The sequence below is a fragment of the Mycolicibacterium litorale genome (genome assembly GCF_010731695.1).
GTDB lineage: Bacteria > Actinomycetota > Actinomycetes > Mycobacteriales > Mycobacteriaceae > Mycobacterium > Mycobacterium litorale.
Window position 1 is genome coordinate 2,922,367 of the sequence record NZ_AP022586.1, and the last position, 15,582, is coordinate 2,937,948.

The 15,582-nt window shown below is 68.7% G+C and carries 12 protein-coding genes; 1 reads left to right on the plus strand and 11 read right to left on the minus strand.

Annotated features, from left to right (window positions below):
* Nucleotides 1–12 precede the first annotated feature (12 nt).
* The 3 genes from G6N30_RS13860 to G6N30_RS13870 are packed head-to-tail and all read right to left on the minus strand — an operon-like array spanning nucleotide 13 to nucleotide 3,730.
* Nucleotides 13–510, minus strand: a complete 498-nt coding sequence (locus tag G6N30_RS13860; protein WP_134053676.1) for a DUF6912 family protein — start codon at nucleotides 508–510, stop codon at nucleotides 13–15.
* A 13-nt stretch (nucleotides 511–523) separates the two neighbouring features.
* The gene (locus G6N30_RS13865) at nucleotides 524–2,263 is read right to left on the minus strand and encodes a BCCT family transporter (protein WP_134053678.1); all 1,740 of its coding nucleotides are present in this window, start codon (nucleotides 2,261–2,263) and stop codon (nucleotides 524–526) included.
* Nucleotides 2,264–2,323: 60 nt separating this feature from the next.
* Nucleotides 2,324–3,730, minus strand: a complete 1,407-nt coding sequence (locus G6N30_RS13870) for a WS/DGAT/MGAT family O-acyltransferase (protein WP_134053680.1) — start codon at nucleotides 3,728–3,730, stop codon at nucleotides 2,324–2,326.
* A 156-nt stretch (nucleotides 3,731–3,886) separates the two neighbouring features.
* Between G6N30_RS13870 and G6N30_RS13875 the strand changes: the two genes are divergently transcribed.
* The gene (locus G6N30_RS13875) at nucleotides 3,887–4,408 is read left to right on the plus strand and encodes an Rv3235 family protein (RefSeq protein WP_134053682.1); all 522 of its coding nucleotides are present in this window, start codon (nucleotides 3,887–3,889) and stop codon (nucleotides 4,406–4,408) included.
* Here G6N30_RS13875 and secA read toward each other — a convergent pair whose 3' ends face one another.
* From secA to G6N30_RS13920, 8 genes are all read right to left on the minus strand, one after another.
* Complete coding sequence (gene secA, locus G6N30_RS13880) at nucleotides 4,409–7,255, minus strand: preprotein translocase subunit SecA (RefSeq protein WP_134053684.1); 2,847 nt, start codon at nucleotides 7,253–7,255, stop codon at nucleotides 4,409–4,411.
* A 158-nt stretch (nucleotides 7,256–7,413) separates the two neighbouring features.
* Nucleotides 7,414–8,091, minus strand: coding sequence for a ribosome hibernation-promoting factor, HPF/YfiA family (gene hpf / locus G6N30_RS13885; RefSeq protein ID WP_134053686.1), 678 nt, complete (start codon nucleotides 8,089–8,091; stop codon nucleotides 7,414–7,416).
* Between the two features lie 297 nt (nucleotides 8,092–8,388).
* Nucleotides 8,389–9,003, minus strand: coding sequence for a ComF family protein (locus G6N30_RS13890; RefSeq protein ID WP_134053688.1), 615 nt, complete (start codon nucleotides 9,001–9,003; stop codon nucleotides 8,389–8,391).
* A gap of 229 nt (nucleotides 9,004–9,232) precedes the next feature.
* Nucleotides 9,233–10,996, minus strand: coding sequence for an MtrAB system accessory lipoprotein LpqB (gene lpqB, locus G6N30_RS13900; RefSeq protein ID WP_134053690.1), 1,764 nt, complete (start codon nucleotides 10,994–10,996; stop codon nucleotides 9,233–9,235).
* On the minus strand, nucleotides 10,993–12,651 hold the full coding sequence (mtrB, locus tag G6N30_RS13905; RefSeq protein WP_134053692.1) for an MtrAB system histidine kinase MtrB: 1,659 nt from the start codon (nucleotides 12,649–12,651) through the stop codon (nucleotides 10,993–10,995). The genes lpqB and mtrB overlap by 4 nt, the downstream gene beginning before the upstream one ends.
* Entirely contained in the window at nucleotides 12,648–13,334 is a 687-nt protein-coding gene (gene mtrA / locus G6N30_RS13910) for a two-component system response regulator MtrA (RefSeq protein ID WP_059087635.1), read from the minus strand. Before mtrA ends, mtrB begins: the two co-directional genes overlap by 4 nt.
* 58 nt (nucleotides 13,335–13,392) lie before the next feature.
* Nucleotides 13,393–14,025, minus strand: coding sequence for a dTMP kinase (locus G6N30_RS13915; RefSeq protein ID WP_134053694.1), 633 nt, complete (start codon nucleotides 14,023–14,025; stop codon nucleotides 13,393–13,395).
* A gap of 36 nt (nucleotides 14,026–14,061) precedes the next feature.
* Nucleotides 14,062–15,321: an amidohydrolase gene (locus G6N30_RS13920; RefSeq protein ID WP_134053696.1), complete on the minus strand. Its 1,260-nt coding sequence runs from the start codon at nucleotides 15,319–15,321 to the stop codon at nucleotides 14,062–14,064.
* Nucleotides 15,322–15,582: the final 261 nt, after the last annotated feature.

A 15,582-nucleotide genomic window follows, 5' to 3' on the forward strand; every position in this document is an offset into this window, starting at 1 on the left:
CCGTATCCAGCCCTAGAGCAGGTCGAGCAGGAATGGCAGCTCCTGCGGGGCGTACCAGGCGAGGTCGTGATCTTGCGCGTCGCCGACCGTCAGTTCGGCGTCCTCGTCGCCGAAGTCCGCGATGTCCACGGCGTTGATCGCGAGCCGGACCGCGCTCTCGGCATCCGCGTTGTCGACGTAGGCGGCGATCACGTCGGAGTAGGCGACGGGGCTCGTCAGGCGCACCACCGCCTCGTCCAGATCGGGCCGGGCCGCCGCGTCCTCGACGTCGACGACCAGGACCGCCCGCCGCGGCGGCAGGCTCGCACCTTCGTCGGCGGCCAGCAGCCGCAGCGAGGCGAGCGCGGCGTCCCGCAGTGCCACTTCGGCCAGTTCGTCGTCGTCACCCTCGGCGTACGACTCGCGCAACGCCGGCGTGACCGCGAACGCCGTCCCGTTCACCGCGTGCAGCGACCGGTCGGCGACGAGCTGGCTGAGCATGGCGAGGGTCGCCGGGATGTAGACGCGCATCCCGCGAGACTAACTACTTGGCGTCGGGATCCTTCTCCACCGAGATCATGAAGTCGTCGCCGTGTTCGATGACACCGTGGATCACCGCGCTGTCCACCGCCTCGGCGGCATACCGCTTCCGCACCATCATCGGGTCGTTGCGCAGATCCTTCACCAGCGCGACGGCCAGCCCCACCATCACCAGTACGAACGGCAGCGCGGCGATGATCGTGATCGTCTGCAGTCCGGTCAGCGCGTCGGCGCCGCCGACCAGCAGCATCACCAGGGCCACCGCACCGGTCGTCACACCCCAGAAGATCACCACTCCGCGGGTGGGTTTGATCGTGCCGCGCTCGGACAGCGAGCCCATCACGATCGATGCGGCGTCGGCGCCGGAGACGAAGAAGATGGCCACCAGCACCATCACCAGGATGCTGGCGATGGTGGCGATCGGATACTGATCGAGCAGGGTGAACAGCTGCTCTTCGTTGCTGCCCTCACCCGCCAGGTCGACGCCCCCCTCCTGGGTGTTGATCGCCGCGCCGCCGAGGATGCAGAACCACACCAGCGACACCAGGCTGGGCACGAGAAGCACCCCGGTCACGAACTGCCGAATGGTGCGGCCGCGCGAGATGCGGGCGATGAACATGCCGACGAACGGTGTCCACGAGATCCACCACGCCCAGTAGAAGACGGTCCACGACTGCAGCCAGGTGTCGACCTCGGCGCCTTCGGCGCCGGTGCGGGCCGACATCACCGGCAGTTCGGCGAGGTAGCTGCCGAGCGAGGTCGGCAACAGGTTCAGGATGAACACCGTCGGGCCGACCACGAACACGAAGACGGCCAGCAGCAACGCCAGCACCATGTTGATGTTCGACAGCCACTGGATGCCGCGCGCCACACCGGACACCGCCGAGAGCACGAAGGCGATGGTGAGGCCGGTGATGATCACGATCAGCACGGTGTTCCCGGCTTCCCCGATGCCGGCGACGATCTGCAGGCCGCTGCGAATCTGCAACGCGCCCAAGCCGAGTGAGGCAGCCGAACCGAACAGCGTGGCGAAGATCGCCAGCATGTCGATGACCTTGCCCCACGATCCGTTGGCTCGCGAGCCCAGCAGCGGTTCGAACGCAGCGCTGATCAGCTGCAGCCGGCCCTTGCGGTAGACGCCGTAGGCGATGGCCAGGCCGACGACGGCGTAGATCGCCCACGGATGCAGCGTCCAGTGGAACAACGTGGTGGCCATCGCGGCCTGCACGGCATCGGAGTTGCCCTCCGGTCCGGTGCCCGGCGGCGGCGTGGTGAAGTGCGTCAGCGGTTCGGCCACACCGAAAAACATCAGGCCGATGCCCATGCCCGCGCTGAACATCATCGCGACCCACGACACGCTGCGGAACTCGGGTTCCTCGTCGTCGCGGCCGAGCGGGATGTTGCCGTAGCGACCGAGCGCGAGCCACAGCACGAAGACCACGAACCCCGACGCGGTGAGCACGAACAGCCAGCCGGTGTTGTTCATCACCCAGCTCAGCGCGTTACCGGATGCGGTCGCCAGTGACTCGGTGCTGACGAAGCCCCAGACGAGGAACGCGACGGCGATGACGGCGGTCACGCCGAACACCACCCAGTCGAGGCCTCGCGAGCCGGTGTAGGCCTCGTGCTCGATCGGGGTGTCGAGCGCCGGGTGCGGGATGGCCTCGTCGGTGGGCGATTTGAGCGCCGAGTCCACCGTGTGTCGCCGCAGCCGGTGTTTGTCCTTCTCTTTGCTGACCGTCATGGTCTGACCATGAGACCCCTGCGAAGCGGTTCCGTCAATCCGCAGAAGGTAACCGTCGTGTCACCGGGCGGCCTCCAGCAGTTCGTCCAGTGACTCCGCCAGCAGGCCGGGCAGCACGTCGACGTCGCTCATCGCGTCACGGTCGGCGTTGATGCCGAAATAGAGCTCTCCGTTGTACGACGTGACACCGATCGCGAGCACCTGGTTGTGCAGCAGCGGCGGCACGGCATAGGTCTCCAGCAGCTTCGTGCCCGCGACGAACATCTGTTTCTGCGCGCCGGGGACGTTGGTGATGAGCAGGTTGAACTGCCGCGGCGGGAAATTGGTGGCGACGCGAATACCCATGGCGTGCAACGTCGGTGGCGCGAAGCCGGACAGGGTGACGATGGTGCGGGCGTCGACGAGGCTGCCCGCCGTCGGGTGCGATTCGGTGGCGTGGGCGATCTGCGACAGCCGCACCACGGCGTTGCTCTCCCCGACCGGCAGGTCGACCAGGAACGGCGACACCTGGCTGATCGCCTGCCCGGGTCCGGTGGAGTCGAGGTCGGCGTCGGGGTAGATCGACATCGGCGCCATCGCCCGGACGGTGGCCGTCGGCGTGACCGGCTCTCCGCGGGAGAGCAGCCAGTTGCGCAGCGCCCCGGCGACGACGGCGAGCACCACGTCGTTGATGTCGCAGTCGTAGCGCGCCCGCACCGTGCGGTAGTCCTCGAGGCGGTGTCCGGCCACCGTGAAACGCCGGTTGCGTGACACGGTGGTGTTCAGCGGGCTGCTAGGCGCGGTGCCCCGGGTGAGGTTGCGCGCCATGTCGGTGACCTGGCGGGCCGCCGCGACGAGCTGTTCGGCGTTGGTCAGGTCGGTCACCGCGGCACGCACCGCGGCGAGCTGTTCGGCCGGCCGGGTGATCCACTCGCCGACGGCGCCCAGCAGCAGCGCGCGGTCGCTGGGCTCGCGCGCGGGGATCCAGATGTCCTCCCCGAATTGGGGCGGCTTCTGGGTGCGGTCGGCGATGACGTGGCCGATCTCGAGCGCGGTCATCCCGTTGACCAGCGCCTGGTGGCTCTTGGTGTAGATCGCGACGCGGTTCTTCGCCAGCCCCTCGACCAGGTACATCTCCCACAGTGGCCGCGACCTGTCGAGCGGCCGGGAGCCGAGGCGGGCGACCAGGTCGTGCAGCTGGGCGTCGCTGCCCGGAGACGGCAGCGCCGAGCGCCGGATGTGGTAGGTGATGTCGAAGTCGCGGTCGTCGATCCAGACCGGCCGCGCCAGGCCCATCGTCACTTCCCGGACCTTCTGCCGGTAGCGCGGGATCTGGGGTAGGCGTTGTTCGACGGTGTGCAGCAACGTCTCGTAGCTCAACCCGCTGCGGGGTTTGCGCAGGATCGACAGCGTGCCGACGTACATCGGCGTCGAGGTGTTCTCGAGGTGGTAGAACTCCGCGTCCGACGCCGACAGCCGGCTCACCATCCGACGCCACCCCTTTCGTCGACCGCCGATCCCCCGCCACGGTAGCGGCCCCATCTGTGCACCCGCATCACGGGTGCTCCCGACCTGCGCGCAACCGTGCGACGATGAAGGCGTCTGTTCCTCTCCAGCAGACGGCCGTGTCGTGTCCTGCCGAGCATGGAGAGTGCCGTGACCCCATCTTCGCCGTCATCGCCGTCATCGCCGTCGCACGCCGAGCGCCCGTCGTCCATCTCGCCGGTCGTGGACTACGAACCCGCGCCCCTGGGCGTTGCGGGTACCGCATGTCCCCCGCCGTCGCCCGCGGCGCTGCACCGGCGGACCCCGCGGATGCTGCGCCCGGCCCCGCGGCCGGACACCGAACCGGCGGTACCGCGGGCGGCGGCGGTGTTCACCGACGTGGCGCTGCGCCGGGTTCTCGAGGTCCTCGACCGCCGACGGCCCCCGGCGCACCTCAAGCCGATGCTGGCGCCACCGCTGCTCGACACCGTCGGCACGCTGTGCCGCATCCGCTACGGCAACCCGGCCAGGCTGCGCCGCGTGCGGTTACGCAGTGTCGGCCCCTCCGCAGCGGAGGTGTCCGCGAGCTACACCCGTGGTGACCGTGTCCGCGCGATCGCGGCGCGGGTCGAACTCACCGGCGACGGCCGCTGGCAAGTGGTCGCCCTCCAGATCGGCTGATCAGCCGCGCCGCTGCGTCCGCGAGGGCTTGGCCTTGGCCTGCTTGCGGGCCGCCTCCCTGCGCTCCCGGCGGGTGGTGCCTGTCGTGGCCGCGTGGCGCGGGCCGCCGTTGGAGCGCTGCACCTCGGCGCTGCCGTCCTCGCCGGGGCCGACGTAGGTCAGCGGCGGGGCGTCATCGTTGTTGATGCCCTTGGCGCGCAGAGTCGGCGCCGGAGTCTCGCGCTCCTTGGTGGCCACACCGCCCTGGCTGGTCTGCTCCTGGGCCTGCGCCGCGGCCGCCGCGAACTCCGACAGTCCCGGCGGTGCGGCGACCGGTGCCACGCGGGTCGACGGTGCGGCGGGCGCCGCCTCGACGGTCACGTTGAACAGGAAGCCGACCGACTCCTCCTTGAGCGCTTCGAGCATGCCGACGAACATGTCGTAACCCTCGCGCTGGTACTCCACGAGCGGGTCGCGCTGCGCCATGGCGCGCAGGCCGATGCCCTCCTTGAGGTAGTCCATCTCGTAGAGGTGCTCGCGCCACTTGCGGTCGATGACGTTGAGGAGCACGTTGCGCTCGAGCTGGCGCATCGCGCCTTCGCCGGCCAGCTCCTCGAGCTCCCGCTCCCGCTCGGCGTAGGCCCGCTCCGCATCCTTGATCAGCAGGTCGAGGAGTTCCTCGCGGGTCAGCTCGCCGGCTTCGCCGACCGCATCGGAGTCCACGAGGTCGTGGTAGTCGACGCCCACCGGGTAGAGCTGCTTGAGCGCGGTCCACAGCTGCTCGAGGTCCCAGTCCTCCGAGTAGCCCTCGGCGGTGGCGCCGTCGACGTAAGCGGTGATGACATCGACCAGCATCTTGTGGGCCTGCTCGGCGAGATCCTCGCCCTCGAGGATCCGGCGGCGCTCCTTGTAGATGACCTTGCGCTGCTGGTTCATCACCTCGTCGTACTTGAGGACGTTCTTGCGGACCTCGAAGTTCTGCTGCTCGACCTGGGTCTGCGCGCTCTTGATCGCGCGGGTGACCATCTTGGCCTCGATCGGCACGTCGTCGGGCAGATTCAGCCGGGTCAGCAGCGCTTCGAGCGTGGCGCCGTTGAAGCGCCGCATGAGCTCGTCACCGAGCGACAGGTAGAACCGGGACTCGCCGGGGTCGCCCTGACGGCCCGAGCGGCCGCGCAGCTGGTTGTCGATTCGGCGCGACTCGTGGCGTTCGGTGCCCAGCACGTAGAGCCCGCCGACCGCCCGGACGTCCTCGGCCTCTTCGCTGGCCTCGGCCTTGATCTGGTTGAGGGTGGCCTCCCAGGCGGCCTCGTACTCGTCGGGGGTCTCCACCGGGTCGAGCCCCTGCTCGCGCAGACGCCGGTCGGCGAGGAAGTCGACGTTGCCGCCGAGCACGATGTCGGTACCGCGACCGGCCATGTTGGTGGCGACGGTGATCGCGCCGAGGCGGCCGGCCTCGGCGATGATGTTCGCCTCCTGCTCGTGGTACTTCGCGTTGAGGACGTTGTGCGGAATCTTGCGCTTGGTGAACTGCTTGGACAGGTACTCGGAGCGTTCGACGCTCGTGGTGCCGATGAGGACCGGCTGCCCCTTCTCGTACCGCTCGTAGACGTCGTCGACGACCGCGATGAACTTCGCCTCTTCGGTCTTGTAGATGAGGTCGGTCTGGTCCTGACGGATCATGTCGCGGTTGGTCGGGATCGGCACGACACCGAGCTTGTAGATCTCGTGCAGCTCGGCCGCCTCGGTCTGGGCGGTACCGGTCATGCCGGCGAGCTTGTCGTAGAGCCGGAAGTAGTTCTGCAGCGTGATCGTGGCCAGCGTCTGGTTCTCGGCCTTGATCTCGACGTGCTCCTTGGCCTCGATGGCCTGGTGCATACCTTCGTTGTAGCGGCGGCCCAGCAGCACGCGGCCGGTGAACTCGTCGACGATGAGGACCTCGCCGTTGCGGACGATGTAGTCCTTGTCGCGCTGGAACAGCTCCTTGGCCTTCAGCGCGTTGTTGAGATAGCTGACCAGCGGCGAGTTGGCGGCCTCGTAGAGGTTCTCGATCCCGAGCTGGTCCTCGACGAACTCGACGCCGATCTCGTGGACGCCGACGGTGCGCTTGCGGATGTCCACCTCGTAGTGGACGTCCTTTTCCATCATCGGCGCCAGCCGGGCGAACTCGCTGTACCAGCTGGAGGCGGCGTCGGCGGGGCCCGAGATGATCAGCGGCGTACGGGCCTCGTCGATGAGGATGGAGTCGACCTCGTCGACGACGGCGTAGTTGTGGCCGCGCTGCACGAGGTCTTCGAGCCGGTGCGCCATGTTGTCGCGCAGGTAGTCGAAGCCGAACTCGTTGTTGGTGCCGTAGGTGATGTCGGCGGCGTAGGCCTCGCGCCGCTCGTCGGGGGTGAGCCCGGACAAAATGACGCCGACGGACAGGCCGAGGAAGCGGTGCACGCGGCCCATCCACTCGCTGTCGCGTTTGGCCAGGTAGTCGTTGACCGTGACGACGTGCACGCCCTTGCCGGACAGCGCGTTGAGGTAGGCAGGCAGCACACAGGTGAGCGTCTTGCCCTCACCGGTCTTCATCTCGGCGACGTTGCCGAAGTGCAGGGCCGCACCGCCCATCACCTGGACGTCGAAGTGGCGCTGGCTGAGCACCCGCCAGGCGGCCTCGCGGGCGACGGCGAACGCCTCGGGCAGCAGGTCGTCGAGGTCTTCACCCTCGGCGATGCGCTTGCGGAACTCGTCGGTTTTGGCGCGAAGTTCGGCGTCAGACAGCTTCTCGACGTCGTCGGACAAGGTATTGACATAGTCAGCCACCTTCTTGAGGCGCTTGACCATGCGGCCTTCACCGAGACGGAGCAACTTATCGAGCACGCTTTTTCCCCTGTGGGTTGAGGTATCAGACGTGTCCCATGGTAGAGGTCGCGCCTGGGAACTCCGTCTTCCTGGCAGTCCCGGCTGCGTGTTCGCACGACGAACCCCGCGACGGGGTGGCGTCGCGGGGCCGTGGTCAGCAGGTCAGGCGGGCGGGATCACGCCAGCCGGATCAACCCGTAGTCGTAGGCGTGGCGGCGGTACACCACGGTGGCCCGGTCGGTCTCCTTGTCGTGAAAGAGGAAGAAGTCGTGGCCGACGAGTTCCATCTGCGACAGGGCGTCGTCGACCGTCATCGGCGTGGCCGGATGCTCCTTGACGCGGACGATGCGTCCCGGCTCGTGCTCGTCCTGCGGGGCGCCGAACAGGTTGGCGTCCTCGGCGGGCGCCGGCTTCTCGTCCTCGATCGCCGCTGTTGCGGCCGTCGCCTCCGCGACCGACACGGGCCGCTTGTCCCCGTAGTGGATCTTGCGGCGGTCTTTGCTGCGGCGCAGCCGGTTCTCGAGTTTGCTGACGGCCGCCTCGAAGGCGCCGTAGAAGCTGTCCGCACACGCCTCGCCCCGGACCACGGGTCCACGTCCGCGCGCGGTGATCTCCACATGCTGACAGTTCTTGCGCTGGCGGCGGTTCTTCTCGTGGTCCAGTTCGACGTCGAAGAGGTAGATGCTGCGGTCGAACCGCTCGAGACGCGTGAGCTTCTCGGCGACGTAGGTTCGGAAGTGATCGGGAATCTCGACGTTGCGGCCCTTGACGACGACCTCGGCCTTCGGCGCCTCGACCGGCGCTTCGTCCTCGATCACCATCGTGCGGTCAGTTTCGACGGAATACGTTGACATACTTGGCAACTCGTTTCTCTTTCGCGTCGCACGCAGAGCGCGTGCCGGGATTGTCACGGAACGCGCCGACGGGAGTTGAGTGTCGCATGGATTTGCCGCAGCCCACCGGCGCAAGGTGTCGACTGTCACCTCCTACCGTTGTGCGGTGAAGTGGCGCCTCGTTCTGAGCGCCGCCGTGAATTCACGGGTGGTTAAGGCCGACGGTAGTCGTTGTTCACCGGGTCGGCCAGTGGTTCCCGAGACTGTTTCAAGTTCTTCACGGCGGTTTCATCCGACGGTGATCGCTGATCATGCGCGTCATGCATGAGCGAGGGTGACCACAGCAACCACCCGGGCGCCGGTCGTTTGCAGCACACGGACCGATTCGGTGGCCGTGGCGCCCGTGGTGATGACGTCGTCGACGAGCACGACGGCGCCGTCAACCGGCCGGATGAGCCTGATCCGGTTGGCGACATTGCGCTGCCGATCGGGCACGGACAGGCCGACCGAGTCCCGCGTCAGCGCGCGCGAGCGCAGGGCCGAGACGACCTCGAGTGAGGCGGCGCGGGCGATTCGGGTCACCGGGTCACCGCCGCGGCGCCGGGCCGCGAATCGGCGGGTGGGCGCCGGCACGAAGGCGACGGAGGGTTCGACGATTCCCCACGACCCCAGGTGCTCGACACCCTCGCGCAGCGCGCCGGCGAGCGGCGCGATGAGATCGGCGCGGCCGCGTTCTTTGAGCGCGAGAATCGCGTGTCGCCGCGGACCGGCGTATCTGCCCAGCGCGAAGACGGGAACGCCGGGATCGAGGCGCGGGCTGACCAGGTGCGGTTCGTCGGGCCGCACGATTAGCGTCGCGGCACAGTGTTCGCACCACCGCGTGGCCGGCCGGCCACAACCGCCGCATTCGAGCGGGAGGATCAGGTCGAGCATGGCTGCAGTGTGGCCGGAGGGGGCGACAGCTCCGCGAAGCGGCGACTTGTCGGTGGTTCGAACTAGTGTTCGAGTCATGGGTTTCAGCGTCGGATGCCACCCGCCCACCTCGACACCGGCCAACCCCGCACCAACAACCACTTCCACCCGCAGCGCTACCTCACCGACCACACCGGCGAGGACGACGAACCCGAATAGCGCTGGCGGCGTGAGGTTCCGGAGCCGAGGGCTATCCCGGGAGGACCGGCACCGTGCCGGCGACCATCAGCGGGCGCACCTCGGTCCACGTGGGGTCGCCTTCGGCAGTCGACGGCGACAGCTGGACCACGCCCCGCGCGTCGGCGACGTACACCGTCGACGGGTTGGCCGCCACGGTGGTGACCGGCATGGCGAGGTTGCGGCTCGGCCCGTCGGAGTTCACGCCGTCGAGGTTGACGTAGGACACCGGATGCTGCGGATCCTTGCGACTGACCACGATGTCGTCGCCGGTGCGCCAGGACAGCGACACCACCGTCTCCCCCAGGCCGAACCCGAGACGCCGCGGATAGGTCAGCGCGAACTGCCCGCCCTGGGTCTGCTCCACCGAGGCGAGGATGACCTGCCCGCCGATGACCATGGCCGCCCGGGTGCCGTCGCGGGACAGCTGCAGTTCGGCGATCGGGCCGGGGAACTTCAATGCCACCGGACCGGCGTCGACGGGGATCCGCGCCGGCTGGCCGGACGCGTCCTGGATCACCCGCACCACGTTCGCGCCGTCGACCACGACCCACACGGCGTCGTCGAGTGACCAACTCGGCCGCGACAGGCTCCGGCCCTCCAGCGCCTGATTCGCGCGTCCGCCGAGCGGACCGATCCACAGCGTCGACTGCATGTCGGGCGCGCCGGGCCGCAAGACCACCACCGAGGCGGCGTCCTGACCGTTACGCGACACCGCGGCAGACGCCTGGTTGGGTGCCTGCCCGAACGAGCCCGGCACCCGCGGCGCGCGCTGCGCGTCCAACGACACCAGCGATCCGCCCATCAGCGCGTGCAACCCAGCCGCCGCACCCGCGAACGCGCCGGGGTCGGTGGCCGCGACGTCGGAGGTCTCCCAGCCGTCGGCGAAGCGGTCGTCGAGCGGGGCGCCGTCGGCGTTGATCACGTACGGCCCGTTGATGCCTGCTCGGTTGAGGGTCCAGATGATCTGGGCGGCGAGCAGCTGCCTGCTGTGCGGATCGGTGGTCGACAGGTTCTCCAGATCGACCCGCGCGCCGCCGTATCCGCGGCCCACCCCGGTCTTCCCGCCGTCGGCCCGCGTCACCGGTCCGCGCAGCGTCAGCGGCGACCCCAGTAGGTTCCGTACGGTGTTGGCCATCTCGGGCCGTGCCCCGGCGATCAGTTTCGACACCAGCTCGGTGGCCAGTTGGTCGGGATCGGACACCGCGACGTATCGCGGATCGGGTACGACGGTGGTGCCGGTCGGGTCGACGAAATAGAGCGTGTTGCGCTTGTAGGTCGACTGGAACTGCTGCCAGTCGAGGAACACCCCGTTGGGCAGCCGGTCGATGCGCCAGCCGTCCGAGGTCTTGACCAGCTCGATCGGCCCGGGGTCCGGCAGCGCACCCTCCCCCGTCTCGAAAACGCCCATATCCGAGATCGAGCCCAGGATGTCGGCGCGCATGGTCACCGAAACGCGTTCGGGCTCACGGGTTTCGACGAACACCACGCGGTCGATGAGCAACGCGCTGCCTGCGTCGTCCCAGGATTGTGACGCCGACTCCGTCAGGAACTGGCGCGCCGCCAGATGCCGGTTCGCGGGATCGGCGGTGGCCTTGAGGAATTCGCGCAGCAGCACGTCGGGATCCATGCCCGGTGTCGGCTTCGGAAGGCTCGGCGGTGCGGGGCGCTCGACGGTTCCGATCGCCTGCGGTGCCGACGAGTTCGGCACCCCGGCGCAGCCGGACGCGGCCAGCGCGAACGCGAGCAACCACACCACCGCCCCGAGACGTCTCACACCGTCTCCCCTGCCGGTTGGCGTTCGCGGCCACCACGTCGCGGCGCCTTCTCGGGCGAAATGGGTTTCAGCGGCAGCGGGCTGGTCGTCACCTTGTGGCCGCGCACCAGCGGCAGGGTCAGCCGGAAGCAGGCGCCCTTGCCGGGTTCGCCCCACGCCTCGAGCCGGCCCTGGTGCAACCGGGCGTCCTCGATACTGATCGCCAGCCCCAGCCCCGTCCCGCCGGAGCGGCGCACGCGTGACGGATCCGACCGCCAGAACCGACTGAACACCAACTTCTCCTCGCCCGGCCGCAGACCGACCCCGTAGTCCCGCACGGTGACGGCGACGGTGTCCTCGTCGGCGGCCATCCGGATGCGCACCGGCTTGTGCTCGGCGTGGTCGATCGCGTTGGCGATCAGGTTGCGCAGAATCCGTTCCACGCGGCGCGGATCCACCTCGGCGATGACCTCCTCGGCGGGTTGGTCGACGATCAACTCGATGTCGGCCTCCTGCGCGAGGTGGCCGACGTTATCCAGCGCGCTCTGCACCGTCGAACGCAGATCCACCGACTCGACCGACAGTTCGGCGACGCCGGCGTCGTGGCGGGAGATCTCGAGCAGGTCGCTGAGCAGCGTCTCGAACCGGTCGAGTTCGCTGACCATCAGCTCGGTCGACCGGCGCAGCGCCGGGTCGAGGTCGTCGGCATGGTCGTGGATCAGGTCGGCGGCCATGCGCACCGTCGTCAACGGCGTCCGCAATTCGTGGGACACGTCAGAGGTGAAGCGGCGCTGCAGGTTCCCGAATTCTTCGAGCTGGGTGATCTGACGCTGCAGGCTTTCGGCCATATCGTTGAACGACACCGCCAGCCGGGCCATATCGTCCTCGCCGCGCACCGGCATCCGTTCCGACAGATGCCCTTCGGCGAACCGCTCCGCGATGCGCGACGCCGAGCGCACCGGCAGCACGATCTGGCGGGCCACCAGCAGCGCGATCGCGGCGAGCAGGCCCAGCAGCACGATGCCGCCGGTGGCCATGGTGCCGCGCACCAGCGCGATCGTGGACTCCTCGTTGTTCAACGGGAAGATCAGGTACAGCTCGAGGTTGGTGACCTCCGAGGACGTCGGGCTGCCGACGATCAGCGCGGGCCCGGAGAAGCCGTCGGCGGTCACGGTCGCGTACTGGTAGCTGACCTGGCCCGCCTTGACGAAGTCGCGCAGCGCGTCGGGCACCTGGCCGACAGGTCCTGCGGCGGTCGCGGCGCGGGGTCCGTCACCGGGCACGACGAGCACTGCGTCGTAGGCACCGGCGAGTCCGCTGCCGGCGTCCGCTTTGCGGTCGATCAGCGTGTTCCTCGCCAGCTGCAGACTGCTGTCGAGGGAGCGGGTCTCCTCACCGCCCACGATGCCGCCCACGGTGTTGCGGGCCTGTTCGATCTCCTCGATCGCCGCCTTGACCTTGACCTCGAGGATGCGGTCGGTGATCTGGCTGGTCAGCACGAAGCCGAGCACCAGGATGACGGCGAGCGACAGCCCGAGGGTCAGGCTGACGACACGCAACTGCAGCGAGCGGCGCCACACCAGGCTCAACGCCCGTCCCAGCGCGCCGAGTCCGCGAATCAGCGGTCCCGACCGCCAGAAACCTCCCCGGATGCGCCGTCTCGCGCCCCAGATCATGGAGGTCCGGCCTTGTATCCCACTCCTCGAACGGTCAACACCACCTGCGGATTCTCCGGGTCTTTCTCGACCTTGGCCCGCAACCGCTGGACGTGCACGTTCACCAAACGGGTGTCAGCGGGGTGACGGTATCCCCACACCTGTTCGAGCAGCACATCTCGAGTAAACACCTGGCGCGGTTTGCGTGCCAGCGCCACCAACAGGTCGAACTCCAGCGGGGTCAGCGAGATCTGCTCGCCCTGCCGGGTGACCTTGTGGGCGGGAACGTCGATCTCCACATCGCCGATCGACAGCAACTCCGCCGGCTCGTCCTCGTTGCGGCGCAACCGGGCGCGAACGCGTGCGACGAGTTCCTTGGGTTTGAACGGTTTCATGACGTAGTCGTCGGCACCGGATTCCAGGCCGAGCACGACGTCGACGGTGTCCGTCTTCGCGGTGAGCATGACGATCGGCACACCGGAATCGGCCCGCAGTACGCGGCAGACGTCGATGCCGTTCATGCCGGGCAGCATCAGATCCAGCAGCACCAGATCCGGGCGGAGCTCCCGGACTGCGGTCAGCGCCTGGGTGCCGTCGCCGATGACGGCGGTGTCGAATCCTTCCCCGCGCAGGACGATGGTGAGCATCTCGGCCAGCGATGGGTCGTCGTCGACAACCAGAATCCTTTGCCTCATGGTGTCCATGGTGTCACCAGATCGCGATAAAACCCTGCTGCCACACGGGGCGTTTCGCCTGTTGACCTCAGGAAGCGGTGAGCCGCTCGGCCAGTGCCGCCCCGTCGGCGTCGGGCCCGGCCACCATCCAGCGGCCACACCAGTCCATTGCGGCCAGCGCCGTGTAGACGTCTCCAGTGCGCCGCTGCAGCCCGCCGTCGCGCTCGTAGGCGTCGCGGGCACGGTCGGCTTCCTGTTCGGCCCGGCGCTCGGCGCGCTCGGCGGCCACCTCCGTGGGCACGTCGAGGAGGATCTGCCAGTCGACGGCAGGCAGATCCAACCGGTCGTACTCCAGCGTCCGCACCCACTCGACGACCTCGCCGTCGGCGGCCTGGTGCAGGCGCGCGGCGCTGTAGGCGGCGTTGGAGGCGACGTAGCGGTCGAGGATCACCACGTCGTAGGCCGCGGTGAGGTGCCCGATCTCCTCGCGGGCGTCGGCGCGGTCGAGGGCGAACAGCACCGCCATTGCGTACACCGATCCGGCGAGGTCGCCGTGACCGCCGTGCAGCGCCTCGGCGGCCAGGTCGGCGGTCACCGACCGGTGGTAGCGCGGGAACGCCAGCGTCGCCACCGAGCGGCCGACCCCTTCGAAGGCGGCACGCACACCGTTGGTCAACGTCCGTTTGCCGGCGCCGTCGACACCTTCGATCGCGATCAGCACCCGCCGAGCGTAGCGGGGTGCCGGTCGGTCGTGGGGTCAGCCGGCGGGGGTCAGCCAGGTCATCGCCGCCACCACCAGCGCCTGGGTGGCGGTGTCGAGGGTCGGCTGGATGACCGGTGCGAAGTTCGGCGAGTGGTTGACCGGAATGTCCTGCTCCACCCGCCCGGCTTCGGCGGCTCTGCGGAACGCCGCCGGATCGACACCGCCGACACCCCAGTACGTGTACGGCACCCCGAGCGCCGTCGGGATCTCGCTGAAGTCCTCGCTGGCCGCGCCCTGCGGCATCTCCCAGCATTTGTCGCCGAAGAACGACGCGAACGCGTCGTGCACGCGCGTCGTGGTCTCGGCGTCGTTGTCGGTCAGCGGGAAGCGGTCGAACAACTCGAACTCCGGGTCCTTCGGCGATCCGGAGGCCTCGCATTCGGCCGTGACGATCCGGCGGACCGTGTCGAGGATCGTGGTGCGCGTCTGCTCGCTGAATGTGCGGATGTTGAGTTGCAGCACCGCTCGATCCGGGATGACGTTGCTCTTGCTGCCCGATTGGATGCTGCCGACGGTGAGAACAGCGGGTTCTGACGGAGCGACCTCACGCGAGACGACGGTCTGCAACCGCAGCACGATCATCGCGGCCAGCACCACCGGATCGACCGACGACTGTGGCATGGATCCGTGCGAACCGCGGCCGTGCACGGTGATCCGCATGCTGTCCGCGGCGGCCAGGAACGGACCGGCGTGCGTGCCCACCATGCCAGCGGGAAGCGGCAGGACGTGCTGTCCGAGTGCGACGTCGACCGCGGGCAGCACGTCCGCCAGGCCGTCGTCGACCATGGCGCGGGCGCCGTCGGCCGTTTCTTCGGCCGGCTGGAACAGGGCGACGGCCGTACCGTGCCATTCGTCGGTGCCCTCGGCGAGCAGTTGCGCCGCGCCGAGCAGGGCGGTCACGTGGACGTCATGCCCGCAGGCGTGCATGACCGGGACCTCGTGGCCGTCACGATCGGTGCTGTGGACGGTGCTGGCGTAGTCCAGTCCGGTGGCCTCGGCCACCGGCAGCGCGTCCATGTCGGCGCGCAGCAGCACGGTGGGTCCGGGCCCGTTCGCGAGCACGCCGACCACACCGGTGCCGCCGATACCGTCGTGCACCTGGTATCCGAGGCCGCCGAGCCGGTCGGCGATCTTACGGGCCGTGCCGAACTCCTGGTGTGACAGTTCGGGGTTCCGGTGCAGATCTCGGTAGCAGTCCTGCTGCCAGTCGCGGATCCCGGCCAGGCCGGCCAGGACGGTGTCGGTGGCGCTCATGTGTGCCCTCCTCCGCAGTCGCAGACACGACTGCCTCCCGGAGTACCTCGTGCGCTACGGCGGAAACACCCACGGCGCCGCGTTGGACGCGACTCGATGCCGGTCGGTTCCGTCGGGCGCACAACTGGTGCATCCGACCTCCCCCAACCGCCGATAAGCTCCTAATCGCCGGCCGGGGAGTTTGCTGTTGGTTGATGGAGCCCCAACCGGCGTCAGCGCACCATGCACGTTTCATCGATTTCGACGTCGAAGCCGACCGCC